This is a genomic window from Polaribacter pacificus (genome assembly GCF_038024035.1).
Taxonomy (GTDB): Bacteria; Bacteroidota; Bacteroidia; order Flavobacteriales; family Flavobacteriaceae; genus Polaribacter; species Polaribacter pacificus.
In genome coordinates this window covers 2,123,490-2,149,114 of the sequence record NZ_CP150664.1, presented here as the reverse complement: position 1 = coordinate 2,149,114, position 25,625 = coordinate 2,123,490, and the positions used below count along the sequence as shown (strand labels likewise).

The following is a 25,625-nucleotide window of genomic DNA, read 5'->3' as shown; positions in this document are numbered from 1 at the left end:
AATTAAACTTTACGCTCTACCACGTAATCAATCATATGAAGCAATGAATCTTTATAAGGAGATGATGGGTAATTCTCAAGAATTGACAAAGCTTTGTTCTTATAATTTGTCATTTTCTGAACGGTGTATTCTATCCCTCCGTGCTCTTTGACAAAAGCGATCACTTGTTTTACTCTTTTCTTGTCTGTATTGTGTTTCTTGACTGAGTTGATTAGCCATTTTTTATCTTTATCAGAACAAGAATTTAAGGTGTAAATTAAAGGCAAAGTCATTTTGCGTTCTTTAATATCTATCCCTGTAGGTTTGCCTATTTTATCTTCGGTATAATCAAATAAATCATCCTTTATTTGAAACGCGATTCCGATATACTCACCAAACTTTCGCATTTGCTGAACTGTGTCTTGATTAGCCCCAACGGATGCTGCACCGATTCCACAACAAGCAGCGATTAAGGTTGCCGTTTTTTGACGGATAATCTCAAAATAGACCTCTTCTGTGATGTCTAAATTTCTCGCTTTTTCTATTTGCAACAACTCACCCTCGCTCATTTCGCGAACGGCAATTGAAATTAATTTAAGCAAATCAAAATCTTCATTATCAATAGACAGTAATAGTCCTTTTGACAATAAGAAATCGCCAACCAATACCGCGATTTTGTTTTTCCAAAGTGCATTTACAGAGAAAAAACCTCTACGTCTATTGCTATCATCAACCACATCATCATGAACTAGTGTAGCCGTATGAATTAACTCTACAACAGAAGCGCCTCTATAGGTACGCTCATCAAAACCTCCATCAGAAACCATTTTTGCGACCAAAAAGATAAACATCGGACGCATTTGTTTTCCTTTTCTTCGAACGATATAATAGGTAATCCTGTTGAGTAAGGGAACCTTCGTCAACATAGAAGCCTTGAACTTTTCTTCAAAAAGTTCCATTTCGTTTTTTATAGGAAGTTGTATTAATTCTACAGCTTTCATCGTGCTGAATTAGAGTTGTGTTGGATGTTCAAAAATAACAAATTAATACGGAATCAGTATCTTTGATGAAACATATAATCCAATGAAAGCATTTTTGTATACTTTTTTACTTTTATTTATAGGCTCACAAGCTTTTTCTCAAAATACGGACCAAGCATTTCCAGAAAATTACTTAGGCAGTTATAAAGGAACTTTACTGATTGACTCTCCAAGTGGTCAACAAAAAATAGCTATGGAATTTCAATTAAAAAAAACAGACACCATTGATCGCTTTAAGTATGTTTTAGTCTATAACAATACTCCTAGAAATTATTCACTTGTCGTAAAGGATCGCGCTAAAGGAATTTATGAAGTAGATGAAAACAATGGAATTATTCTACCAGCCAAAGTGCTTAACAACACTTTATATAGTTTTTTTGAAGTTCAAGGAAATTTCTTGAGTACCCGAATGGAATTCTTTAAAGACAGTATGCTCTTTGAAATACTCTTTAGCCCCACCAAAAATAAAACAATCACTGGAGGATCATCAAATGAAATTCCAGAGGTTTTTGGCTTTCCAATTTCTGTCGTGCAAAAAGCTATTTTAATTAAGCAGTAATAGCCCTAATTCTTTTTAACCTAGCCCACGCTTCTTTATGTTTTCTTTTATAAATAGACATCGTTCCTCTATCTAGACCAAAGTAAAAAAAACAAATTCCGATTGGTGGATTTGCACTTGGCATAAAGGAAAACTTACCAAAAGCAATAGGAGGCCATTTCCAACACTCAAGAAATGTGCCTACTACCTCTGTGTACAATACAAAAACAAACATGGTTAAATAAAATAATTTTTCCTTTGGATAATTTCTTAAAAAGAAAAAGACGAGTAGGGTTAAGAGAAATCCAAACCAATCATTTTTAAAAATTAAAAAAAAGAAAGCAGTAAAAAAAATACTAATTGTAAAAACCTTCTCAATTGCTTTCCTGCGATTTTTAACTTCTGATTTTTTGGAAAAATTATATATAAAAATGAATACTATTCCATGTCCAAAAGGAATATAATGAGGAATATTTCCCAAACGATATGTATACATTCCCAAAAGTTTTGAAAACATATATTCGCCTACAATTGCTATAAGAGCTGCATATATTAAAAGTTCCTTACTACGCTTTGGAGATTGATGATAAACCCATATAAATAGAAAAACAACCAATATATTATTTATCCATTGTGCATCTTCAAAATAATTTACTGCTACATATTTACTATCTATGATAAGACCTATGAGCATAATAAACATTATGGCTCCTAAGGTCTGAATTGATTGAAAAAAAAATGATTTTAACAAAACAGTATTAAGATTTATTTGCCAACTGACCGCAGGCTGCATCAATATCTTTCCCTCTTGAGCGTCTTACATTGACTACAATATCGTGCATTTCTAAATTAGAAATATAATTATTGATAGCTTGTGGACTTGCTTGTTGAAACTCACCATCATCAATAGGATTGTATTCAATAAGATTTACCTTGCAAGGCACATAACTACAAAACTTAATCAGCGCATCTATGTCTTCTTTACGATCATTGATTCCTCCCCAAACAACATACTCATAAGTAATTGTACGTTGGGTTTTTTCGTACCAGTATTCTAAAGATTCTTTAAGATCTTTTAAAGGAAACGTTGCATTAAAAGGCATGATAGAAGTTCTAACCTCATCAATTGCCGAATGCAAAGAAACAGCCAAGTTAAATTTTACTTCATCATCAGCCATTTTTTTGATGATTTTTGGGACTCCAGAAGTAGAAACTGTAATTCTTTTTGGAGACATCCCCAAGCCTTCAGGAGATGTGATTTTTTCTATAGATTTGATAACGTTATTGTAGTTCATCAAGGGTTCTCCCATCCCCATAAAAACAATATTTGACAGCTTGTGATTGTGATACAACAAACTCTCTTTATTAATGGCTACTACTTGATCGTAAATCTCATCAGCGTTTAGATTTCTCATTCTTTTTAAACGAGAAGTTGCACAGAATCGACAATCTAAACTACAACCTACCTGGCTAGAAACACAGGCAGTAGTTCTGGTTTCTGTTGGGATTAGCACAGACTCTACTACCAAACCATCATGCAAGCGCACAGCGTTTTTTACAGTACCGTCTTTACTTCTTTGAATGTTATCTACCTGGATATGGTTGATCACAAAATTAGCCTCTAACATCGCTCTTGTCTCCTTCGATAAATTGGTCATGTCTTCAAAGGTGTGTAAGGCTTTGCCCCACAACCATTCATAAACTTGATTGCCTCGAAATGCTTTTTCGCCATTGTCGACAAAAAAATCTCGCAACTGTTCTTTACTTAGAGCTCGGATGTCTTTCTTTTTAATCAAAATTGTGTATTAAGACTGTTATAATTCACTACAAAAATATATAAAAAAACTGGTCCTTTATTTAAAGTTCCAGTTTCTATAAATTCTATTTAAAATGCTTGTTAGCATTTAGATAATTAACATCGCATCTCCATATGATGAAAAGCGATATTTTTCTTTTATAGCTTCTTTATATGCTTTCATAATTAAATCATAACCTCCAAAAGCAGCAACCTGCATCAATAAGGTTGATTTTGGTTTGTGAAAATTAGAAATCATACTATTAGCAACACTAAACTCATAAGGAGGGAAAATAAATTTATTGGTCCATCCTTCAAAGCTATTAATTCTACCATTTGATGATACAGAAGACTCAATGGTTCTCATTACCGTTGTCCCAACCGCACAAATTCTTCTCTTTTGAGTAATAGCATCATTGATTCTTTGTTCTGCTAAAAGAGGAATGTTTATTTTTTCTGAATCCATTTTGTGCTTAGAAAGATCTTCTACTTCTACAGGTGCAAAAGTCCCAAGACCAACATGCAGGGTTACTTCTGCAAAATCAACTCCTTTGATCTCTAAACGCTTCATTAAATGCTTAGAAAAGTGCAATCCTGCAGATGGTGCAGCTACCGCTCCTTCTTCTTTGGCATAAATGGTTTGGTAACGCTGTTCATCAGAAGCCTCTACCTCACGTTCTATTTCTTTTGGCAATGGAGTTTCTCCAAGCTCTAATAATTTTGCTCTAAATTCTTCATAAGACCCATCAAATAAAAAACGTAAAGTTCTTCCTCTAGATGTTGTATTGTCTATTACTTCTGCAACCAAACTATCATCTTCTCCAAAAAACAATTTGTTTCCAATTCTAATTTTTCTAGCAGGATCTACCAAAACATCCCACAATCTATTTTCTGCATTCAATTCTCTCAACAAAAACACTTCAATACGCGCTCCCGTTTTTTCTTTGTTTCCATACATACGAGCGGGGAAAACTTTGGTATTGTTAAGAATCATCACATCCCCTTCATCAAAATAAGAAATCACATCTTTAAACAACTTGTGCTCAATGGTTTGTTCTTTTCTGTTCACCACCATTAAACGTGATTCATCTCTGTGCTCTGCAGGGTGTTTTGCCAATAATTCCTCTGGCAAATCAAAATTAAAATGCGATAATTTCATAGGATAACTGTATAGGTTTTACGCTGTTAAATGCTCTTTTTCTGGCATAAAAAACCTCGTAATCAAGTACGAGAAATTTTAAAACTCTTAGAAGAACACTCTTTCTTTTTAAAAGAATAGGGCGCAAAGATACGACATCGGCATAGGCCTTGTCAAGTGTTTTGCTGTTTATTTATCCTTGGTTAAGTTGAAAACCAAGCTGTTGTAAATCTTTCCAAAAATTAGGATAGGATTTAGACACCACACCTGCTTCTAGTATGATGATAGGCACCTTTAAGGCCAGTGGGGCAAATGCCATGGCCATACGATGGTCTTTATAGGTTTCTATTGCGATGTTTTCTTTAATATGCTCTGAGCTTTTTAAATGCAAACTCTGATTAGTAATAGCAATGCTAGCACCCAATTTTGTCAATTCATTTTGCAGTGCCACCAATCGATCAGTCTCCTTAATTTTTAAGGTATGAAGGCCTGTTAAATCACAAGACATCCCCAAACCAAAACAAGTTACAACTATCGTCTGAGCAATATCAGGCGCATTTTTTAAATCAAGACTAAGGGTCTCTTTAAGTTGTACTGCTGTTTTTTTAAGGACGATCCCTTTTTCTGTAAAAAGAGTTTGTACTCCAAAATTCTCATAAATACTTGCCAAACAAGCATCTCCTTGTAGACTGTCTTTTTTGTAATGCTCTAAAGTAATTTCTGAGCCTATATTACTCAGCGCAATCAGAGAATAAAAATAAGATGCAGAACTCCAATCAGACTCTACAACTACGGTTATTGGTGATTCATTTTTTAAAGGCCAGACACGAATCTGATTTCCATTAAATGTTAACTGAACCCCTAGTTGTTTTAGCAGCGATAAGGTCATTTCTATATAAGGAACAGAAGTAAGCTCACCTGTTAAATTTATTTGCAAACCGTTTTCTAAACTTGGCGCGATTAACAAGAGTGCAGAAATATATTGACTGCTGACATTCCCTGCTATTTGAACCTGACTTTTGGTTAATTTTGATCCTTTTATTCTCAAAGGTGGATATCCTTCTTCTGCATCATAATGAATAGAAGCACCCAAACTCTGTAGCGCTTCGACTAAAATTTTTATAGGTCTTTCTTGCATTCTTTCTGAGCCAGTCAAGGTGCATTCTCTGCCAACTTGAGTAGCATAAAAAGCAGTTAAAAAACGCATAGCAGTACCCGCATGACCAATATCTACAAGCTCTTCATTGTTTTCTAAGGCAGCTTTTAAATGCTTAGAGTCATCAGAATCAGAACAGTTTTCTATCTGAATGTTTTTAAATAATTGCTGTAAGATTAGCAAGCGATTCGATTCACTTTTAGAGCCAGAAATAGCGATAGAAGCTTTTAAAAAAGTATTAGAGGTTGATACTGCTAATTTCAAAATAATATGTGTTTAAATTTTATAATTTTTTTAGAACTCAATCAGAAAGTAAAACATCGCTTAGCGCGTTTTTCTAATGGTAATCCAAAAACCATAAATAATACTAAACACTACTTTTATCCCAAAGAAATTTACCCACTTTCCATCAGTAAAATTAGCTTCTGCAACGGGCTTAAAATTAAATGAAGTCAAGTCGCTAAAATTGCTAACCAACAAACTAAAAATAACCAGTACTATAAAAAAAGGAATGGCTACTTTACAAAAATTTACAAAAAAATTGGGGCTTTGGATTTTCTCTAAAAAAGTCATGCTATTTTAATTTTTGATTGTTATGATGACGGTCGTGGTCTCGTTTTGTTTTAAGGTCTAATTTTTTATCAAAAGCAGCTTGTAAATCTACTCCTGTCTGATTGGCTAAACACAAAACTACAAACAACACATCAGCCAATTCTTCACCTAGGTCTTTGTTTTTATCGCTTTCTTTTTCGCTCTGTTCTCCATAGCGTCTGGCTATAATTCTAGCGACCTCGCCAACCTCTTCTGTTAATTGAGCCATGTTGGTAAGCTCATTAAAATAGCGAACACCATGGTTTTGAATCCATTCATCTACTTGTTGCTGTGTGCTTTTAATCCCCATAAAAAATGATTCTTTTAATGATTCAAAGATACAATTCTTTCTATATCTTTTATAGAATTAGCCTTTGAGTAAACTCAAAAATTTATCCCTAGAAATTTCTCGTGCACCCAAGCTTGCAAGATGCTCATTATATACCTGACAATCAATCAGTTTATAAGATAGCTGAGTAGCTAAATAAACAAAGGCCAATTTAGAGGTATTGCTTAGTTTGCTAAACATACTTTCTCCACAAAAAACACCATTTCCAAGATCAACTCCATAGAGCCCTCCAACCAATTCTCTTTGTTGTGAATCTTCAGTTGTAATTTTCCAAACTTCTATTGATTTTGCAACTCCTCGTAGATGCAGCTTTTTATAGGCCTCTTCCATATCATTGGTAATCCAAGTACCTTCTTCATCTTTTCTTTTGATTGATTTACATTGATGTATAACTTGATCAAAAGCTGTGTTCTCAGTGATACTAAAACTAGGATCTGCTACTACTTTTCGCATTGATTTTGAAATCTTAATCTCATTTGGATACAAGACCATTCGTTCTGGCGGGCAATACCAGACTATGGGATCATCTTGGCTAAACCATGGAAAAATACCATGCTGATAAGCATAAATAAGGCGCTCTTCAGACAGATCTCCTCCCAAGGCTATAATCCCATCTTGGGTAGCCGTTTCTGGAGCGGGGAATTCAATTTTTTCTGAAAGCCAAATCATAAAATCTACGTTTAAATCTAAGACAAAAATAAAAAAAGCAGCTCAAGGCTGCTTTTTTTTATAGGATATACTGCAATACTAGAACGGTAAATCGTCTGGTTCTGCATCACTGCTATTGCTTGCTGGTTGAAATTGATCTACTGGAGGTAAATTTTGAGGAGCACTTGCCTGAACAGCTTCAATTCTCCATCCTTGAATAGAGTTAAAATATTTTGCTTGTCCTTCTGGATTGATCCACTCTCTACCTCTTAAATTAATAGAAACTTTTACATCTTGTCCAACAGCATAACTGTTTAACAAATCACATTTGTCTTGCACAAATTCTATCATGATCATTTGTGGGTACTGCTCATCAGTAGTTACCACAAGTTCACGCTTTCTAAATCCACTAGCACCAAAAGTCTGTGTTTCGTTGATCAATTTAATTTTTCCAATAACTTCCATAATACTTGTATTCTAATTAATTAAAAGTACTTTCCAAGCACTTTCTACATCATTTATTTTTAAAAACTCTTTGGCAAATGTATGTTTTTTTACGATTTCTATCCCTATAAATTGCGGATTGACTTTTGCAAAGTTATCAACATCTTCTTGAGTAGGGAGCTGTTCTACGTTTCCTAACATCCCTAAATTATTCCCTGATAAAATTTCACTGTTTCTAATAACATCAGGAATGGCATCGATGCCGATCCCTAGTGTAGAAATGGGTTTTGGAATTTCAAAAAAACCATCTCTTGCTCTCGAGTAAAAACTACCTCCTGCTCTAGCTACTAAATCTATTTTGTGCTGATCAATTGCTCCATCTGCGTCTAAAACGGCTTCTTGGATATGCAGTTTAACCACCTCACAGATAATCAAGTTTCCTGCGCCACCTTCTTTTCCTAAATGGATAATCTCATTAATCTTACATTCAAATTGCACTGGTGATTCTGCTACTCTAAATGGCTTTACTTTGTCTGAAGGAAGCATGGTTAACCCAGCTTTAACAAACTCATTAACACCCTTAGGATATTCTGTACTACTTAATGACATTTGCTGAACCATATCGTAATTCACCACATTAATCACCACCTCTTTTGTGCTCATGGCATTCTCTAAAGTGTGTTTTGTGGTGTTCCCTCGAACTCTTCTCGCAGGAGAAAAAATAAGAATTGGCGGATTTGCACTAAATACATTAAAAAAACTAAATGGCGATAAATTAGGCTTACCATCAACGTCTATGGTGCTAGCAAAAGCAATAGGTCTAGGAGCAATCGCCCCTAATAAATAGCTGTGTAATTTACCTGTCGAAATATCTTTTGGATCTATAGAAAGCATTTATTTATTGTTTTTCTGAATTGTAAAGATACTATCATTTTATAAAATGAGTTATCTAGTAATATAGATTATATTTGTATTCATGAGCTTTTTTAGAAATACCGTTTTTACAAAACGCCTTGTTATTCTTGTACTCCTCGGAATCGTTTCTTTGATTTTATGGAACACCTATATCTTTTTTCAAAAATTTAAACAGGAAGAACGATTAAAGGTAGAAATTTTTGCAGCAGCCCTTAAAGAATTAGCCACCAATACTGATTTAAATGCCAGCATCAACCTAGAGACAAAAATAATTGAAACCAATACCAACATTCCATTAATACTCGTAAACGAAGATGGCAGCATTAAAGAGTGGAGGAATCTTGACTCTATCAAAGCCCAAGACCCCAACTATGTAGAGGCTCAGTTAGAAATTATGAAAAAAGAGAATGAGCCCATCCTCGTTCGGTATCTGAATATTAATGAAGCCATTTATTACAAGGATTCAGATTTACTAAATAAACTAACCTATTACCCGATTGCCTTAATCCTTATTCTCATTTTATTCTTAGCAGTCATTTATATGCTTTTCTCATCAAGTAAAATCGCTGAGCAAAATAAATTATGGACTGGGATGGCAAAAGAAACAGCCCATCAGATAGGAACTCCGCTGTCTTCTTTACTTGGGTGGATCGCAATTTTAAAAGAAGAAAAGGTAGGTGAAAAATACCTTGATGAAATAGAAAAAGACGTCCATCGTTTAAACACTATTGCAAACAGGTTTTCTAAAATTGGATCAGTTCCTGAGCTAAAAAAACAAGATGTTGTTGCGGTTACAAAAAGCACTTTTGAGTACTTAAAAAACAGAACTTCAAAACAAATCGATTTTAAATTTGATGCTCAAAAAGAGGTTCTCTACTCAAAAATAAATGTTGAATTGTTTGGTTGGGTCATAGAAAATTTAATAAAAAATGCCATTGATGCCATGAAGGGGAAAGGTCTGTTAACACTAGCAATAAGCCTCCAAGGAAAACGCATTGAGATTAGCATTTCTGATACCGGAAAAGGGATCCCAAAATCACAATTTAAGCAGATATTTAAACCTGGGTTCACCACAAAAAAACGCGGCTGGGGCCTGGGCTTATCCTTGTCTAAGCGCATCGTTGAAGAATACCACAACGGGAAAATCTTTGTGCAAAAATCAAATACTAAAACAGGAACAACCTTTAAAATTGTTTTACTGAGCGCTTTTTAAGCTAAGCATTTTACATGTAAATCAATGATTTTAAACAGATTACTTGATTATTATTATTATTATTATTATTATTGCTCCATACAATATAATTAAAACCTATCTCTATGAAAAAAACAATTTTACTACTCGCTTGTACACTTATTTTTTCGTGTACAAAAAACGACACTCCAAATTATGGAGGTGTAAATGAATCAGGTGCTTGGTTTTATGTAAAAGACAGCCAAGGAAATAATTTAGTTGATCCAAACACTCCAAATGCTTATAAAGAAAATGAAATTAAGATTTATCATATAATTAATGGAGTAGAGAAATTAATGTATGATTCTAATTTAGACAATCCTAAGTTTTTTACGATAACTCAAGAAGATGGCCTCTATAAATTTGGATTAGGAATGAGTTTAGACAGTTCAGTAGATTACCCAATTTCTTACATACAATGGAATGATACTGACAGAGACACAATAAAAACAGAATACCTTAGAGAACAAGGAAGCGTCATAAAACAAAAAATTTGGTTTAATGACCAACTCGTTTGGGAGCATGAATTTGGTAAAGATGATTATGATGAAACCATAAGCATTATTAAGTAGTACAAAAATTAAACTTTTAAAAAAAGCTAGCACCTACAACGGTGTTAGCTTTTTTTGTTTTTTAAAATTAAGCTAGAGTATTAGCTTTCAAAATTCCTTGAAATTTCTTTAGCCAATTTTACAAAATCTTCCTGCTGCATTGCTAGTTTCTTACTGGTAAAATTGATATCAGAAACTCGATTAATCGGAATTAGATGCACATGAGCATGTGGCACTTCTAAGCCAACCACAGTCATCCCAACTCTATTACAATCAATGGTTTTTTCTAAGGCTTTGGCTACCTTATGCGCAAACTGCATCAATCCTACATAGGTTTCAGCATCCAAATCAAAAAGCTTATCCACTTCTTTTTTAGGAATCACCAAGGTATGTCCTTTAGCATTGGGGTTAATGTCTAGAAACGCATAAAAACGCTCATCTTCTGCAATTTTGTAGGACGGAATTTCTCCCTTAATAATTTTGGTAAAAATACTACTCATAATGGCTTGTTACTTGTTGTTTTTAATCAAAGATATAAAAAAAGCAGCAACATAAATTTATGTTACTGTTCTTTCAAGTTGATAAGGGGATTACTATTTAGCCAGCTAGTTCTTGTTCTAATAAGATGCCTCTTTTAAACAAAATATTGTTTTCTAAATGAATGTGTTTGTGTAAATCTTCTTCAAATTCTTTGAGCATAGAAAAGGTTACTTTATAGGTGGTACAGGCATCTGCAGGCGGTGTATAATTAGCCGTCAGCTCTGCTATTTTTCTAAAACGCTCTCCTTCTACATCGTGTTCATGATGCATCATTGCTATTGGATTTTCTACCGTTTCAAAATGTGGTTTTTCATAGGCTCCGCCTTCTTTTTTTAGCTTTGCAAGCTTCTTAAAAAAAGGAAATAATATGAGCTCTTCTTTTTTCATATGCTTGGTCAACTCATCAGCACTTCCAAAAAACAACTCTCTAATTTCAAACAATTCTGGATGTCTATCACCGTGTACTTTACAGAGTTTATCAAGGTACTGCTTAATTGGGGGGATGCTTTTTTCTACATAAGAATGATGTGATTCTACCACATAGTCTGATAAAGCGCCAATGTTGAGTTTCTGAAACAAATCTGACTGATTTTCTCTGGTATCAACTTCAGCTGCCAGCGCTTCAATGATTTCTTCTAAAGGAATTCCTTTTTTCTCAATGACTTTGGCTAAACTTCTATTGCCATTACAGCAAAAATCAATGTTGTATTTGCTAAAAATGGCTGCTGTATTATAGTTCTTTGCTACAATATCGCTTACTAAGGTATCTGCTTGTATTTGCATTTTATTAAGTATTAAAAGATATTTTTGTCCTCTATTTTGTTAATTTTTTTATATTCTTTTTAGCCAAGTTTCCCCGTCATTTAATTGAGTTGCCAATTCAAGAACTTTGGTTGTTGTAAGCATTTGCTTAAGCTCTGTTCTCACTTTTAAAAACTCATTGTGCATTGGGCAAGGATATTGATCATCACATTGAGAAAGTCCCAAACCACAACCTTCAAAAACCTTGCTTCCATCCAAAGCTTCTACAACACTCGCCAGGCGTAGCTCATTGAGCTCTGTTTTAGAAATAAAAAACCCGCCTTGCGGACCTTTGCTTGATTCTATAAGTCCTGCTTTGGTTAATTGTTGTAAAATTTTTGCCGTAAAAGCAGACGGCGAATCTATTTCTTTGGCAATCTCTACCAAACCAACCTTGGTGTTATTGACTGAGTTTTTTGCAATAAAAAGGACTGCTCTAAGGCCGTACTCACATGATTTTGAAAACATCATTGGTGTATTTACCTTCAAAGATACGTCTTTTTCTAATAAAAGACAAAAAAGTCTTCTATTAAAAGTTACATAAAAAAAAGCTTCTAGGGGTCCCAGAAGCTTTTTGATAGTATATTGTTATTTTCTTATCTAGAAATCTCCATCACTTCAAATTTCATAATACCATTAGGCACCTGAATTTCTGCAATCTCCCCTACTTTTTTCCCTAACAATCCTTTTCCGATTGGAGAATTTACAGAAAGCTTACCGTTCTTAACATCTGACTCTGAATCAGCAACCAAGGTATAGGTAAACTCCATTTTATTTGCAGCGTTTTTAATTTTCACTACTGAGTGAATCAGAATTTTTGAGGTATCCAATTGAGATTCATCAATAATTCTAGCGCTTGCAACCACGTTTTTTAATTTTGCAATTTTAAATTCTAACAAAGATTGTTCTTCTTTTGCAGCATGATATTCAGCATTTTCACTTAGATCTCCCTTGTCTCTTGCATCTGCAATTTCTTGGGTAACCCTCGGACGCTCTACTTGCTCTAACTGATGCAATTCATCTTTCAATTTCTTTAGTCCTTCTTCTGTGTAATAAGATACTTCGCTCATAATCTTGATTTTATAAAATACAAAATCTCATTACCTTTTTATCAGAATGAGATTCACTCACAAATGTACAAAATATTTGTAACTTGCAATCGTTTTACAAAAACACTCTCAAGATGCAAAAAAAAATTATTCTAAGCTTGCTCTTTTTAACAGCACTCATTAGTTGCACTAAGAGTAGCATAGAAAACGATTTACTACCTAATATTACAGTAAACGAGACTGTTAATTTAAATCTTCCCAAATTTATTAATTTACAAGTTCCAGGAGGATCAGCCTATATCTCTGGAGGAGTAAATGGGATTGTAATTTACAAGCTCAACAACAATGAGTTTAAGGCTTTTGATAGAGCTTGCCCACATCTACCTGTTTCATCCTGCACACAAATGGTTATAAAAAATACCATTAAGCTAGTTTGCCCTTGTGACGATAGTGAGTTTAATATTTTAAACGGTTCTCCATTAACCGAAGGAATTACTCACTATGCTAGAGAGTATTTGGTAACTGTATTCAATGCGAATACTTTAAGAATCACTAATTTTTAAAAAATAGATTCTTACTTTTGCAAGAACAATATCCAAGCAAATTAAGACTGTGACCAATTATTTTTCTTCCGATTTTAAATTAGGTGTTTTAGGCGGTGGCCAATTAGGCAGAATGCTCTTAGCCGAAACACAAAAGTTTGACATTTATACAGCTATTTTAGACAGCTCTCCAGAGGCACCTTGTGCTCATATTTGTGAAGAATTTCATCTTGGAGATTTGATGAATTTTGACGATGTCTACAACTTTGGGAAACGCGTTGACGTGTTGACCATAGAAATTGAGCATGTTAATATTGCTGCTCTTTATAAGTTAGAAGAAGAAGGACTTAAAATTTACCCACAGCCTAAGGTTATAGAAACTATCCAGCACAAAGGGAGACAAAAAGACTTTTTTGTAAACCACAACATACCTACCTCACCACATCATCGATTTGAATCAAAAGACAGCTTAGTAAATGCCTTTGAACAGGAACTTTTTCAATTGCCTTTTGTTTGGAAATCTGCACAGTTTGGCTATGATGGAACTGGAGTGAAAATTGTAAAAACACAAGGAGATATTCAACAACTAGAAGATACAGATTGTATTGTTGAGCAGTTAATTCCTTTTAAAAATGAATTGGCGGTTATTGTGGCTAGAAACATGGACGGCGATGTTAAAACCTACCCTGTTGTAGAAATGGAATTTCATCCAGAAGCCAATCAAGTCGAATACGTTATTTGTCCAGCAAGAATTGATGAGAAAGTTGCTTTACTGGCGCGAGAAACTGCTTTAAAAGTTGCAGAAGCCTTTAAACATGTAGGTTTGTTGGCAGTAGAAATGTTTCAGACCAGTGATGATAGAATTTTAGTCAATGAAATTGCTCCGAGAACACATAATTCTGGGCATTATTCTATTGAAGCTAGTTATACCAATCAGTTTGAACAACACTTGAGAACAGTGTTAAATTTACCATTGGGCAATACAGACAGCAAACTTGCAGGCATCATGGTTAATTTGGTAGGAGAAGAAGGATATACTGGCAATGTTTGTTATAAAAATATAGAAAGCATACTAAAGATCGAAGGGGTAACACCTCATATCTATGGAAAAAAAATAACCAAACCATTTCGAAAAATGGGGCATGTGACTGTTGTCAACAAAGACATCAGCAAAGCCAGAGCGATTGCTCAACAAGTAAAAGAAACAATTAGAGTGATTAGCAACGAATAATTTTAAAAGTCATTTAGTAATTGAGTTTGAATTAAAAATAAAAAATACACTTATGGTAGGAATAATTATGGGAAGTGATTCAGATCTTCCAATCATGCAAGAGGCTATCGATATCTTAGAAAGTTTTGACATTCAAATAGAAGTCGATATCGTTTCTGCACACAGAACTCCAGAAAAATTAGTTGAGTATTCAAAAAACGCTCATCTACGCGGGATCAAAGTAATTATTGCTGGTGCAGGAGGCGCTGCTCATTTACCAGGAATGGTTGCATCTATGAGCCCATTACCTATTATCGGTGTCCCTGTAAAAAGCAGAAACTCTATAGATGGATGGGATTCTATCTTATCAATATTACAAATGCCTGGTGGTGTTCCTGTTGCAACCGTAGCTTTAGATGGAGCAAAAAACGCAGGGATTTTAGCAGCTCAAATTATTGGGGCATCTGATAAATGTGTCTTAGATAAAATTATAGCCTACAAAGAAGGCTTAAAGCTAAAAGTAGAGCAAGCTTCTGCCAAAGTAAAAAAATAAAAATGTAGAAAATTGTACCCAAACTTAGGGTACAAAAGCATCCTTATATATTAATTTTCAAAAGCACCCATTGAAAAATGAATCCATTATTGCAAGATTTTAATACGGCTCCCTTTTCTAAAATAAACCCTACTCATTTTAAACCTGCAATTAAGGAAGCCATCAAAATGGCTAAAAATGAAATTGATCTAATTGTTCAAAACCCAGAGGCTCCTAGCTTTGAAAACACAACAGTTGCCCTAGATTTTTCTGGAGAAAAACTACAAAGGATTAGCAGTATTTTTTTTAATCTCAACGCTGCAGAAACCTCTGACGAGATTCAAAAAATTGCAAAAGAAATAGCCCCTTGGCTTAGTGAATTTAGCAATGATATTATGCTAAATGCCGATTTGTTTAAACGTGTTAAAACAGTATATGATGATCGCAAAAACCTACAACTAACCCCAGAACAACAAACGCTTTTAGAAAAACAATACAAAGGATTTGCAAGAAACGGTGCCAATTTAAATGAAGAAGATAAAATAGGCCTTCGCAAAATTGACGCAAGCCTGTCTCAGCTTTCTTTACAGTTTGGTGAAAATGTTTTAGCAGAAACCAATGCTTTTGAATTGCAGCTTACCAATGAAGAAGATTTAGCAGGCCTTCCTGACAGTGTTAAAGAAGCCGCAGCTCAGTTAGCCGCCCAAGAAAAAAAAGAAGGTTGGATTTTTACCTTAGATTACCCTAGCTATATTCCCTTTTTAACCTATGCGGATAATAGAGAGCTACGAAAAAAAATGGCTATTGCTGCCGGAAAAAAAGGTTTTCAAGCAAACGAATACAATAATGAAAAAATTGTTTTAGAGCTTGTAAAACTAAGACAGCAAAGAGCCAATTTATTAGGCTACCAAAGTCATGCTCATTTTGTATTAGAAGAACGTATGGCAGAAACGCCAGAAAAGGTTTTTTCATTTTCGAATGATTTATTGGCCAAAGCAAAGCCAGCTGCCCAAAAAGAGTTTGATGACTTACAGGAGTATGCAAACAAATTGGATGGTATCCATCAGCTAGAAAAATGGGATGGAGCTTACTATTCTGAAAAACTTAAAAAAGAACTTTTTGATTTAGATCAAGAACTTTTAAAACCTTATTTCCAATTAGAGAATGTGATAGATGGTGTCTTTACCATTGCACATAAATTATATGATTTGGTTTTTGAAGAAGTCTTTGACATCGACAAATACCACCCTGATGTTAAAACATATAGGGTTACAGATACTAAAAATGAGCTTGTTGCTATTTTTTATGCAGATTTTCATCCCAGAAGAGGGAAGAGAAATGGGGCTTGGATGACCTCATACAAGTCACAATACATTAAAAATGGAATCAATGAAAGGCCTCATGTGTCAATCGTTTGTAATTTTACCAAGCCTACAGATACCAAACCATCATTGCTAACCTTTAATGAGGTTACCACCTTATTTCATGAATTTGGTCATGCCTTGCACGGAATGCTTGCAAACACAAGCTATACAAGTTTGTCTGGTACCTCAGTCCCTTGGGATTTTGTAGAGTTACCAAGTCAGGTTTTAGAAAACTGGTGCTATGAAAAAGAGGCACTTTCTCTGTTTGCTAAACACTATAAAACCGGTGAGTTAATACCGATGAATTATGTTAAAAAGATAAAAGAATCTGCAAGTTTTCATGAAGGCATGCAAACACTAAGACAATTGAGTTTTGGACTTCTTGATATGAAATGGCACAGTGAAGACCCATCAAATATAACCAGTGTAAAAGCATTAGAAAATAGCGCTTTTGCAGAAACTCAATTATATCCTGATGTAGCAGAGAATTGTATGAGCACAGCTTTTTCTCATATTTTCCAAGGAGGATATTCGGCAGGATACTACTCTTATAAATGGGCAGAAGTTTTGGACGCAGACGCATTTGAGTATTTTATAGAAAAAGGTATTTTTAACAAAGAAGTCGCTCAGAAATTTAAAGAGCATATTTTATCTAAGGGAGGTACAGAAAAACCCATGGAGCTCTACAAGCGTTTTAGAGGGAAAGAGCCTAAGCCTGATGCTTTGCTTAAAAGAGCTGGTTTACTCTAAATCACAAGTTTATGTTAAGACATAACGGTTGTTTTTGCAAAATGAAAGATTGTGTATACATTTAGAAAAAAATAACTCATGAGAAAAGCACTTTTTATTTCCTTGTTTTTTATATCGATCATTAGCTATGCACAAACCAGAATCTCTGGTAAAATTGTAGATAAAGAAAACACACCATTAGAAGGTGCCTCTGTTTATTTAAACAACACCACTGTTGGAGTTTCAACAAACACTGAAGGTGAGTTTTATTTTACTGTCGATGATGGAAGTTATGATCTTATCGTATCCTATTTGGGTTTTAAGACGATTCAATACAGCCTAGTGACAAGCTCCTACAAAGAAACTTTGCTTTTTAAACTCGAAGAATCAGACAATGTATTAAATGAGGTTGTTATCACAAAAACAAAATATGATGATACCTGGAGATTTAACCTAAATCAGTTTACTGAAAATTTCCTAGGAAGAACTCTAATTGCTGCGGATTGTGAACTCATGAACCCAAAAACACTTCATTTTGAGTTTGATCAAAAAACCAATACGCTAACTGCAGTGGCCAGAGAACCTCTTAAAATTAAAAATAAAGGTCTTGGTTATTTAATCACTTTTGATCTAGTACACTTTTCTTTAGGGCTTCATACAGTTAACTATTATGGTTACACCAAATATGAAAACCTAAAAGGCAGCAAAAGAAAGCAAAGAAAGTGGGATGAAAATAGAAAAAAGGCATATTTGGGTTCTAAAATGCATTTTGTTAGAAGTCTTATTGCTGGAAACACCAAAGAAGAAGGCTACAACATCAATCAGTTTAGACGTGAGCTAAACCCAGAAAGACCCACAGATCAAGAAATTGCCAAAGCTAGAGAGCTTATTAAACTCTCTAATATCAATACTTTTGACTATCGTTTTAAAACGGAGCCTGAGACAATGATAGACTCTGCAATGGTAGTGTTGCAAAAAGTTTCTTTACCAAAACACAAAAACTACTTATACAAACAAGGAGTACCTCTAAATGATATTAGACAGAAAGAAGGCAACAACATGATTCTTTCATTCGATAACTATTTATCGATCATTTACACCAAAGAGGCTGAGGAAAAAAATTACATAATGGGTCTTTTTGGAAAGAAAAGAGAACCTTTAAATGTACAAACCTCAGAAATGACTATGCTAGTAAAGAAGGCTATTTTAGACCCGAGTGGAGAAATTATAAACCCTCTAGATGTATTTTATGAAGGCTACTGGGCTTTTGAACAATTTGCCGATGCACTCCCGTTAAATTATACACTCCCTATAAAGTAACAGTAATCTTAATATTTGGTTAATTTTGAGCAGGTTAAATTACTCGGTAGACCTAAAAAGCTAAGCATACTGCTTAAATATTGATTTTTTAAGTCGTTTTTCTTGATTTAGTTTTGATTTAGTCAAAAGAATACAATACATTTATCCCAGATTACATATTATTAATTTTTTCATTAACCCCCCTATCTATGAAAAAAATATTTTTACTTTTAGTAGTGTTATTAAGCTGTTCATACAGTTACAGTCAGTCAAAGATCAACATAACCGTGCATCACGATGCAAAACTTTTACTTATTGGAGATGATAAAGGAAACGATGCCATCACCTTTAACATTTTAGTAAAAGCAGAGTTCCCAATCAAAGAATACATGTCAAGTACTTTATTTGCCTACCCTGTTATTGAGTATGCAGATTTAATTGGTGGAAACTACCAAAGATACGGAGCTGGAATTGGCTACAACATACACGATGTGTTTAGAAATTTTGATTTAGGAATTTCTGTAGATTACGGAAATTTAAAAAGAGGATCTGCCTATGATGGCTTTAGCGCAAACCTTAACGGAGAAGTTGCTTATAGCATTACCGATCGTTTAAAAGTAAGTTATGTATATCAAGTTGGAGAAAGACCAGATTTAAAAGCACTATACAATTCTAAGACTAGTTTTATCGGTAGTGGTTTTATCGGAGTAAAGTTTTCACTATAATTTGTTTTTTTCCTCTATCCACTTACTCATGTATTTAGCGCTTTTTAAGCTATGATGTTGCAAGAGGTTTCCTAAGAAATTTTGGATTCTATGGCTTTCTAAATTTTGAAAAAGCGAATCTAAATGATCCGAAAATAAGGCTGTCAATGATTCTTTTGTGTAATATTGGTTAATAATTTTCACTCCATTTTTTTGTGAAATTTGCCAGCTATTTTTATTCGTATACAATTTTACAGCCTCTTTGGCAAACAAATCAAAATTATCTTCTACAACACCACTCCAAGCTAAACCAGCAGACATTCCTTCTGCTCCAATACTAGTCGTAACACTTGGCGTACCACAAATCATGGCTTCGGTAAGTTTTCCCTTAATACCTGCTCCAAATCGCAAGGGAGCTAAAAGAACCCTTGCTTGGCCAACTACTTCTATAGCTACTGGAGCATGGCCTTTAATTATAAAACCTTCTTTTTTGTTATGTAGTTGTTGTATTTGCTGTGTGGTATATGCGCCGTAGATATGCAACTCAGCTTCTGGGAGCTGTCTTTTTATCTTGCTCCAAATCTGGCTTTTTAAAACTAAAACGGCATCAACATTTGGTGCATGCAAAAAATTACCAATAAACACAAACTGTTTTCGCTCTTCAAAAGAAGGCCACTTCAGTTGATCTTCTTCTGTTATAGTTGGAAATAAAAAAGGTAACTGATAGAGTATTGAAGGATCAATTTTAAAAACTGATTGTAAAAGATCCATTTCAAAACTTGAAATAATCAGGCTCAAATCACAGCGTAAAATTGTGGCAATTTCTCTCTTAGCCAACTCTGATTGCAACAACAAATCAGTCGTAAATGCTAGCCCCTTCTTAACAGCTTCTGTCCTTGTTTTTCGCAAACAATGCAGATCTTCTGTGTCTAAAATTCGCAATGAATTTGGGCTGTTCTCAAAGACACGCCAGCCAAACTGCTCTTCCATCATAAATCGATCAAAAAGAACAATCTGAGGTTGCAGTTCTTTAATGTAGGCATCAAAGCTAGAATGGTTTAAAACAATCGAAACTTCCTCTACATTTAAAAGAGTTAGATCCTGTTTTTGTGTTGTCTTTTGAGCCGGCGAGCCAAAGATTACCTTATAATTTAATTGAGTAAACAATTCAATCAATTGCAGCATTCTGCTTCCAGCTGCAGAAGAATTAGGCTCTACCCAAACATATCCAATAATAAAAACAGTTGGTTTGCTCAATTTACTCAGCCTGCATTTGTTGCTTGTACTTGGCTTGTGCTTCTTTTGCCCAGTTAACCACAGCATCAATTTGAGCTTGTGATAATCTGGCCTCAGTATGTGTCCATGTATAAGAGTCTAAAGGCATTTCTCCTTCTTCTACAAGCTCATAAACTTCTTCTAGTTTATGCTCTTTTCTCTTTAAAGTATAGTCACCCCATTTTGAAAAATTTAGTTTCTTCTTTCCAACCTTTACATGATCAGCTAACCAATAATTTAAAGGAGTTATACTATTATACCAAGGATATCGAGTTTTGTCTGAGTGACAATCAAAACAAGATTCTTTTAAAATTGTATGCACCTCAGCAGAAGGATTTGTTTCTGCAATCAATACACTAATAGAGGTTAAATCACCTTCGTTTTTCTCTGGGCCAAAAAATTGCGCAATCACCAAAGCAATTAGCAAAACCCAACCAATTCGTTTTAAAATTTTCATATGTTCAGTATTTTAAAAAATTAAAGATAGTAATTATCTGCTATTCTTCGGTTTTTCAACAATATTGTTTTATTTTTGTCATAGAAAAAATGTATGCAAAATGCATGCTTTATTAGCGTATTAAAGACATACTCAAATATATAATATCATGAAATACGATATCGTCGTTATTGGTTCTGGTCCTGGTGGATATATTGCCGCAATCAGAGCTTCTCAGTTAGGAAAAAAAGTAGCAATCATTGAAAAATACGCAACACTAGGGGGAACCTGTACAAATGTTGGATGTATTCCATCTAAAGCATTACTTGATTCTTCTCATCATTTTTATGATGCCGTAAATCATTTTGATGCACACGGGATTACTGTTGAAACACCTAAGGTAGATTTCTCAAAAATGGTTGAGCGTAAAGCTGGAATTGTAGAAACTACGACCGGAGGTATTAAATACTTAATGGACAAAAACAGTGTAGATGTTTTTGAAGGATTGGGATCATTTGTAGATGCTACACATGTAAAAATTACAAAAAATGATGGTTCAGAAGAAACCATTGAAGGAACAAATATTATTATTGCTACAGGATCTAAACCTGCTTCTTTACCGTTTATTTCTATAGATAAAGAACGTATTATCACTTCTACAGAAGCCTTAAAACTAAAAGAAATTCCAAAACATTTAATCGTAATTGGCGGTGGAGTAATTGGGCTTGAGCTAGGTTCTGTTTACAAGCGTTTAGGCGCAGATGTTACAGTGGTAGAATATGCCGATAAAATTACACCAACCATGGATGCTGATGTTTCTAAAGAGTTACAGAAAGTACTTAAGAAGCAAGGAATCAAATTTGCTGTGAGCCACGGTGTAACTGCTGTTGAAAGAAAGGGTAATGAAGTAATCGTTAAAGCTACCGATAAAAAAGACAGAGAAGTTGTGTTTACTGGAGACTATTGTTTGGTTGCTGTAGGAAGAAAACCTTTTACTCAAGGATTGGGCTTAGAAAACGTAGGCGTACAATTAAATAAAAGAAATCAGGTTGAAGTAAATGAGCATTTACAAACTTCTGTTTCTAATATTTATGCCATTGGCGATGTTATCACAGGAGCTATGCTAGCTCATAAAGCAGAAGAAGAAGGTGTTGTGGTTGCTGAGCATTTAGCAGGGCAAAAACCTCATATTGATTATAATTTAATTCCTGGAGTTGTGTATACTTGGCCAGAAGTTGCTGCTGTTGGAAAAACAGAAGATCAACTAAAAAGTGAGGGTATTACATACAAAACTGGTAAATTTTCTATGCGTGCTTTAGGAAGATCTAGAGCCAGTGGAGATATTGATGGATTTGTTAAAATTCTAGCTGATAAAAATACAGATGAAATCTTAGGGGTGCACATTGTTGGAGCACGTGCTGCAGATTTAATTATGGAAGCAGCAGTAGCGATGGAATACAAAGCTTCTGCAGAAGACTTGGCAAGAATCTGTCATGGACACCCAACCTATTCTGAAGCTATTAAAGAGGCGGCTAAAGCTGCTTGGGACGGTAAGCCTTTAAATGCTTAAAAAATAAATTTATCTAATTATTAAAAAAAGCAACTCAACTGAGTTGCTTTTTTATTTTTAAAACTTTAGCGTATTTTTATCAAATGCAAAAACTGTTTTTGTTTGTATTTTTTCTTACCTCACTCCTTTCTTTTTCACAAGAAAAAGACAGCTTGTATTTTAAAAATGGAATTGAGAACCCGAGTTTGTTAACCACACATCATTTTGGGATTTTTAGCGCAAGAATCAATCAAAATTTTAAATTAAAAGCTCCAACAAAAACTACTTTTACTTTTAGCTCAGAAAGTGGAAATACATTTCATCCATTTGTAGAAATGTATTTACCAAAAGATCCAAGCATTAGAGAAAGCTTTAGCAAACAAATTTGGTATAACAGACAGTTTGCCTTTACTGACCAAGCAACAACACCCGCAGAATATGCTAATATTAATATCGATGCTGTTATAAGAGGATTTCGATTGCAGATAGCCTTTCCTATTGGCAAAAAACACGAACTTGGTATTGCGCTACGCTCCTATTTAATTACTAAAGGAAATGATCCTTTTTCTTTGATTACCAGTGATGAAAGCATCGAGTGGTTTCACAGCAATATAGCTGGTGGAGAAGATCCTTATGGAAGAAGATATTACGGTCTAAATGAAGTGAATTTTAAATATACGGATCGTTATGGAAATGTTTTAGAGTTAGAAAACAATGATTTCTTTTTAGGCGGAATTGAATTCAATCATCATTATTACCCTCAATTTCTAATAAATAAAAAGCAACAGTTGTATGTCAATTTCGGAACACATATCGGAATCAATACCTCCAAATTTAATTCATCGGTAGATGTTGGGTTTTCTGCAAACCTGATTAAAAAGATTCAGCTAAAAAACAAAAACGAATTCAATATCGCAGCAGGTGGAAGTCTACTAAGAAAAAATCTCATCAACTTTAAAGAGGTGGTTGATTTAGGAAATAATCGCTTTTTAGGAAGCCTAGAAAGTGAAATAGAATTTACCAAGTACACAAAAAAAAAGAACTATCATTCCTTTGGGATTCATTACCAATTTCAAACAAGGTATAACAAACATGACGAAGTTAGCTATTATCATTTAAAAGGGAAGTGGCAAGAAATAAAAGCGGGTTGGCAACACGGATTTACAACCTTATACGAAGGACTGTCTGCTTGGACATTTTTGTATTCTTACGGAAGACCAAATTATAAAATCATCTTGTATTTAAAAGAAGATTTATTGGTCAATAATGCTCCCGATGCACAAACCGGGATTAGCATTCAAATCCCGATTTCTAAATAAGATTAAAAGCTTATAAAACTTTTGCTCTAATTTTAACCCAAACTCTTTTTAATAAATATCCACTAACAATGGCGGTAATTGTAATACTGATTGCCAAGGTGGTTTCTCCATAGATCCAATATCCGGTGGCAAACAAACAGCTGTAAATAAACACACAGCCCAACAACATTGCTAGAATTCCTGAAGGAACACTCCAGCCTTCTTTATCATTTACGATATCAATATTCTCTAATTTTGCATCGTCAATTACTTTTGCCCATCCTGGGCCTCCTGGTTGAATTTTTTGATAAAAATTACGCAATACATCTGTACGCTCTGGTTGGGTTAAAAATGTAACTAGCAACCAAATAATCGTCGTAATTAAAACAACTATTGGGAATCTTGACCAATCTGGTAAAACACCAGCAGCTGTCTTTGTGCCAAATAAAAATACTCCAACTGAAGTAAAATTGATAATGATAGAAATAATTCCTGATGAAAACATAGCAGCAATCTCACTCCATGCATTAATTCTCCACCAGAACCAACGCAAGATAAAAATCAATCCTGTTCCGGCTCCAAACATTAAAATAACATCGAACAATTGTAAGGCATTTTGTAAAACCAAGGCTAACAAGGCACTACAAATCATTAAAACAACCGTTGATAATCTTCCAACTGCCACTAACTTTTTTTCTGAAGCTCCTGGGTTAATTTGCTGTTTGTAAAAATCATTTACGATATAAGAAGAGCCCCAATTTAAATGGGTAGAAATTGTACTCATATAAGCAGCAACTAAAGAGGCTAATACCAATCCTAACAATCCACTAGGAAGCTTTGTTAACATGGCAGAATAGGCCAGATCATGACCTAATTTATCTGGTGATACATTTGGAAAAGCTTCTTGAATGCTTGCCAAATCTGGATACAAAACCAAAGAAGCCAAAGCAACAATTATCCACGGCCAAGGACGTAAAGCATAATGCATAATGTTAAAAAAGAAGGTGGCACCAATTGCATGATTTTCATCTTTTGCAGCCAACATTCTTTGGGCAATATAACCTCCTCCTCCAGGCTCTGCTCCAGGGTACCAAGCACTCCACCACTGAACCGCCAATGGAATTATCAATAAGGTTATCAATGCCGATTTATCATTAAAATCTGGCAAAAGCGATAATTTATCAGCCACATTTTCATTTGCAAACAACGCCTCTAAGCCTCCAACTTCTGGAATATTAACCAAATAATACGCAGCTCCGATAGCTCCAGCCATTGCCACAAAAAACAATAAAAAATCTGTATAAACTACGCCTTTAAACCCTCCAACAGCACTAAAAATTACGGTAATTACTCCTGCATAAATTACTGTTTCCCACGGCTCTAAGCCCAACATAATTTGCCCGATTTTTATCGCTGCCAAAGTAACAGCAGACATTGCTAAAATATTAAAGACAACGCCTAAATAAATCGCTCTAAACTTTCTTAAAAACTTTGCTGGCTTTCCACCGTAACGCAATTCGTAATATTCTATATCTGTATTTACTGCAGACTTTCTCCACAACTTTGCATAGACAAAAACAGTTAGTAAACCCGTAATTAAAAAGGCCCACCAAACCCAGTTTCCTGAAACACCATTATTACGAACGATATCTGTAACTAAATTTGGAGTATCGGTAGAAAAGGTTGTTGCCACCATTGATAAACCCAACAACCACCAAGGCATATTTCTTCCTGATAAGAAAAACTCAGAAGAGTTCTTGCCCGATTTCCTCGAGACATAGATTCCTATAAATAAAGTAATCGCAAAAAACGATATAATTAGTATATAATCAAGTGAACTTAAGCTAACCATAATGTTCTATATCTTTTAAGTGTAAAGGAGGTTTGTTTGTTTTTGAAAATTATCAAAGGTCTAAAACTAA

Annotated in this window: 28 protein-coding genes; 11 read left to right on the top strand and 17 right to left on the bottom strand. The window is 34.4% G+C overall.

Annotated elements, in window-relative coordinates; all coding sequences use genetic code 11:
* Positions 1 to 2: 2 nt before the first annotated feature.
* A complete protein-coding gene (locus tag WHC90_RS09755; RefSeq protein WP_188598285.1) occupies positions 3 to 980 on the bottom strand; it encodes a polyprenyl synthetase family protein in 978 nt (325 codons plus the stop codon).
* Between the two features lie 82 nt (positions 981 to 1,062).
* On the opposite strand from WHC90_RS09755, the gene WHC90_RS09750 reads away from it, so the two are divergent.
* Entirely contained in the window at positions 1,063 to 1,578 is a 516-nt protein-coding gene (locus WHC90_RS09750; protein WP_188598284.1) for a hypothetical protein, read from the top strand.
* On the opposite strand, the gene WHC90_RS09745 is transcribed toward WHC90_RS09750, so the two are convergent.
* The 9 genes from WHC90_RS09745 to WHC90_RS09705 all read right to left on the bottom strand — a co-directional run bounded on the left by WHC90_RS09745 (position 1,568) and on the right by WHC90_RS09705 (position 8,572).
* Positions 1,568 to 2,308 carry a hypothetical protein gene (locus WHC90_RS09745; protein ID WP_340819141.1) on the bottom strand — a complete coding sequence of 247 codons (741 nt, stop codon included), beginning with the start codon at positions 2,306 to 2,308 and terminating at the stop codon, positions 1,568 to 1,570. The two genes, WHC90_RS09750 and WHC90_RS09745, sit on opposite strands and share 11 nt — an antisense overlap.
* Before the next feature lie 7 nt (positions 2,309 to 2,315).
* On the bottom strand, positions 2,316 to 3,356 hold the full coding sequence (rlmN, locus tag WHC90_RS09740; protein ID WP_188598604.1) for a 23S rRNA (adenine(2503)-C(2))-methyltransferase RlmN: 1,041 nt from the start codon (positions 3,354 to 3,356) through the stop codon (positions 2,316 to 2,318).
* Between the two features lie 105 nt (positions 3,357 to 3,461).
* Positions 3,462 to 4,511: a tRNA preQ1(34) S-adenosylmethionine ribosyltransferase-isomerase QueA gene (gene queA, locus WHC90_RS09735; protein ID WP_188598282.1), complete on the bottom strand. Its 1,050-nt coding sequence runs from the start codon at positions 4,509 to 4,511 to the stop codon at positions 3,462 to 3,464.
* Positions 4,512 to 4,683: 172 nt separating this feature from the next.
* Positions 4,684 to 5,910, bottom strand: a complete 1,227-nt coding sequence (locus tag WHC90_RS09730; protein WP_188598281.1) for a 3-phosphoshikimate 1-carboxyvinyltransferase — start codon at positions 5,908 to 5,910, stop codon at positions 4,684 to 4,686.
* 60 nt (positions 5,911 to 5,970) lie between these two features.
* Positions 5,971 to 6,219: a hypothetical protein gene (locus tag WHC90_RS09725; RefSeq protein WP_188598280.1), complete on the bottom strand. Its 249-nt coding sequence runs from the start codon at positions 6,217 to 6,219 to the stop codon at positions 5,971 to 5,973.
* 1 nt (position 6,220) lies between these two features.
* Positions 6,221 to 6,547, bottom strand: coding sequence for a nucleotide pyrophosphohydrolase (locus WHC90_RS09720; protein WP_188598279.1), 327 nt, complete (start codon positions 6,545 to 6,547; stop codon positions 6,221 to 6,223).
* Between the two features lie 57 nt (positions 6,548 to 6,604).
* Positions 6,605 to 7,255 carry a leucyl/phenylalanyl-tRNA--protein transferase gene (gene aat, locus WHC90_RS09715; RefSeq protein WP_188598278.1) on the bottom strand — a complete coding sequence of 217 codons (651 nt, stop codon included), beginning with the start codon at positions 7,253 to 7,255 and terminating at the stop codon, positions 6,605 to 6,607.
* 78 nt (positions 7,256 to 7,333) lie between these two features.
* Positions 7,334 to 7,699, bottom strand: a complete 366-nt coding sequence (locus WHC90_RS09710) for a DUF3127 domain-containing protein (protein ID WP_188598277.1) — start codon at positions 7,697 to 7,699, stop codon at positions 7,334 to 7,336.
* A gap of 12 nt (positions 7,700 to 7,711) precedes the next feature.
* On the bottom strand, positions 7,712 to 8,572 hold the full coding sequence (locus tag WHC90_RS09705) for a flavin reductase family protein (RefSeq protein ID WP_188598276.1): 861 nt from the start codon (positions 8,570 to 8,572) through the stop codon (positions 7,712 to 7,714).
* 82 nt (positions 8,573 to 8,654) lie between these two features.
* Here WHC90_RS09705 and WHC90_RS09700 point away from each other — a divergent pair, with 82 nt between their 5' ends.
* Positions 8,655 to 9,806: a sensor histidine kinase gene (locus WHC90_RS09700; protein ID WP_188598275.1), complete on the top strand. Its 1,152-nt coding sequence runs from the start codon at positions 8,655 to 8,657 to the stop codon at positions 9,804 to 9,806.
* Between the two features lie 104 nt (positions 9,807 to 9,910).
* Complete coding sequence (locus tag WHC90_RS09695; protein WP_188598274.1) at positions 9,911 to 10,396, top strand: hypothetical protein; 486 nt, start codon at positions 9,911 to 9,913, stop codon at positions 10,394 to 10,396.
* 80 nt (positions 10,397 to 10,476) lie between these two features.
* On the opposite strand, the gene WHC90_RS09690 is transcribed toward WHC90_RS09695, so the two are convergent.
* From WHC90_RS09690 to greA, 4 genes are all read right to left on the bottom strand, one after another.
* Entirely contained in the window at positions 10,477 to 10,875 is a 399-nt protein-coding gene (locus WHC90_RS09690; RefSeq protein ID WP_188598273.1) for an HIT family protein, read from the bottom strand.
* A 97-nt stretch (positions 10,876 to 10,972) separates the two neighbouring features.
* Positions 10,973 to 11,698 carry an iron-sulfur cluster repair di-iron protein gene (ric, locus tag WHC90_RS09685; RefSeq protein WP_188598272.1) on the bottom strand — a complete coding sequence of 242 codons (726 nt, stop codon included), beginning with the start codon at positions 11,696 to 11,698 and terminating at the stop codon, positions 10,973 to 10,975.
* A gap of 48 nt (positions 11,699 to 11,746) precedes the next feature.
* Entirely contained in the window at positions 11,747 to 12,205 is a 459-nt protein-coding gene (locus WHC90_RS09680; protein WP_308421290.1) for an Rrf2 family transcriptional regulator, read from the bottom strand.
* Between the two features lie 107 nt (positions 12,206 to 12,312).
* Positions 12,313 to 12,786 carry a transcription elongation factor GreA gene (greA, locus tag WHC90_RS09675; RefSeq protein WP_188598271.1) on the bottom strand — a complete coding sequence of 158 codons (474 nt, stop codon included), beginning with the start codon at positions 12,784 to 12,786 and terminating at the stop codon, positions 12,313 to 12,315.
* Between the two features lie 113 nt (positions 12,787 to 12,899).
* Here greA and WHC90_RS09670 point away from each other — a divergent pair, with 113 nt between their 5' ends.
* From WHC90_RS09670 to WHC90_RS09645, 6 genes are all read left to right on the top strand, one after another.
* Entirely contained in the window at positions 12,900 to 13,328 is a 429-nt protein-coding gene (locus tag WHC90_RS09670) for a Rieske 2Fe-2S domain-containing protein (RefSeq protein WP_188598270.1), read from the top strand.
* 49 nt (positions 13,329 to 13,377) lie between these two features.
* Complete coding sequence (locus WHC90_RS09665; RefSeq protein WP_188598269.1) at positions 13,378 to 14,538, top strand: 5-(carboxyamino)imidazole ribonucleotide synthase; 1,161 nt, start codon at positions 13,378 to 13,380, stop codon at positions 14,536 to 14,538.
* Between the two features lie 52 nt (positions 14,539 to 14,590).
* Positions 14,591 to 15,070, top strand: a complete 480-nt coding sequence (gene purE, locus WHC90_RS09660) for a 5-(carboxyamino)imidazole ribonucleotide mutase (RefSeq protein ID WP_188598268.1) — start codon at positions 14,591 to 14,593, stop codon at positions 15,068 to 15,070.
* A 77-nt stretch (positions 15,071 to 15,147) separates the two neighbouring features.
* Entirely contained in the window at positions 15,148 to 17,163 is a 2,016-nt protein-coding gene (locus WHC90_RS09655) for a M3 family metallopeptidase (protein ID WP_188598267.1), read from the top strand.
* Positions 17,164 to 17,241: 78 nt separating this feature from the next.
* On the top strand, positions 17,242 to 18,462 hold the full coding sequence (locus WHC90_RS09650; protein ID WP_188598266.1) for a carboxypeptidase-like regulatory domain-containing protein: 1,221 nt from the start codon (positions 17,242 to 17,244) through the stop codon (positions 18,460 to 18,462).
* Positions 18,463 to 18,650: 188 nt separating this feature from the next.
* Positions 18,651 to 19,166 (top strand): hypothetical protein, encoded by a 516-nt coding sequence (locus WHC90_RS09645; RefSeq protein ID WP_188598265.1) that lies wholly within the window; start codon positions 18,651 to 18,653, stop codon positions 19,164 to 19,166.
* Here the strand turns inward: WHC90_RS09645 and WHC90_RS09640 are convergent.
* On the bottom strand, positions 19,161 to 20,402 hold the full coding sequence (locus tag WHC90_RS09640; RefSeq protein ID WP_229664899.1) for a glycosyltransferase: 1,242 nt from the start codon (positions 20,400 to 20,402) through the stop codon (positions 19,161 to 19,163). The two genes, WHC90_RS09645 and WHC90_RS09640, sit on opposite strands and share 6 nt — an antisense overlap.
* Position 20,403: 1 nt before the next feature.
* A complete protein-coding gene (locus WHC90_RS09635) occupies positions 20,404 to 20,877 on the bottom strand; it encodes a heme-binding domain-containing protein (RefSeq protein ID WP_188598264.1) in 474 nt (157 codons plus the stop codon).
* Between the two features lie 148 nt (positions 20,878 to 21,025).
* Here WHC90_RS09635 and lpdA point away from each other — a divergent pair, with 148 nt between their 5' ends.
* Entirely contained in the window at positions 21,026 to 22,426 is a 1,401-nt protein-coding gene (gene lpdA, locus WHC90_RS09630) for a dihydrolipoyl dehydrogenase (protein ID WP_373284662.1), read from the top strand.
* 83 nt (positions 22,427 to 22,509) lie between these two features.
* The gene (locus WHC90_RS09625; protein WP_188598263.1) at positions 22,510 to 23,724 is read left to right on the top strand and encodes a hypothetical protein; all 1,215 of its coding nucleotides are present in this window, start codon (positions 22,510 to 22,512) and stop codon (positions 23,722 to 23,724) included.
* A gap of 10 nt (positions 23,725 to 23,734) precedes the next feature.
* Here WHC90_RS09625 and WHC90_RS09620 read toward each other — a convergent pair whose 3' ends face one another.
* Complete coding sequence (locus WHC90_RS09620) at positions 23,735 to 25,555, bottom strand: sodium:solute symporter family protein (protein WP_188598262.1); 1,821 nt, start codon at positions 25,553 to 25,555, stop codon at positions 23,735 to 23,737.
* Positions 25,556 to 25,625 lie beyond the last annotated feature (70 nt).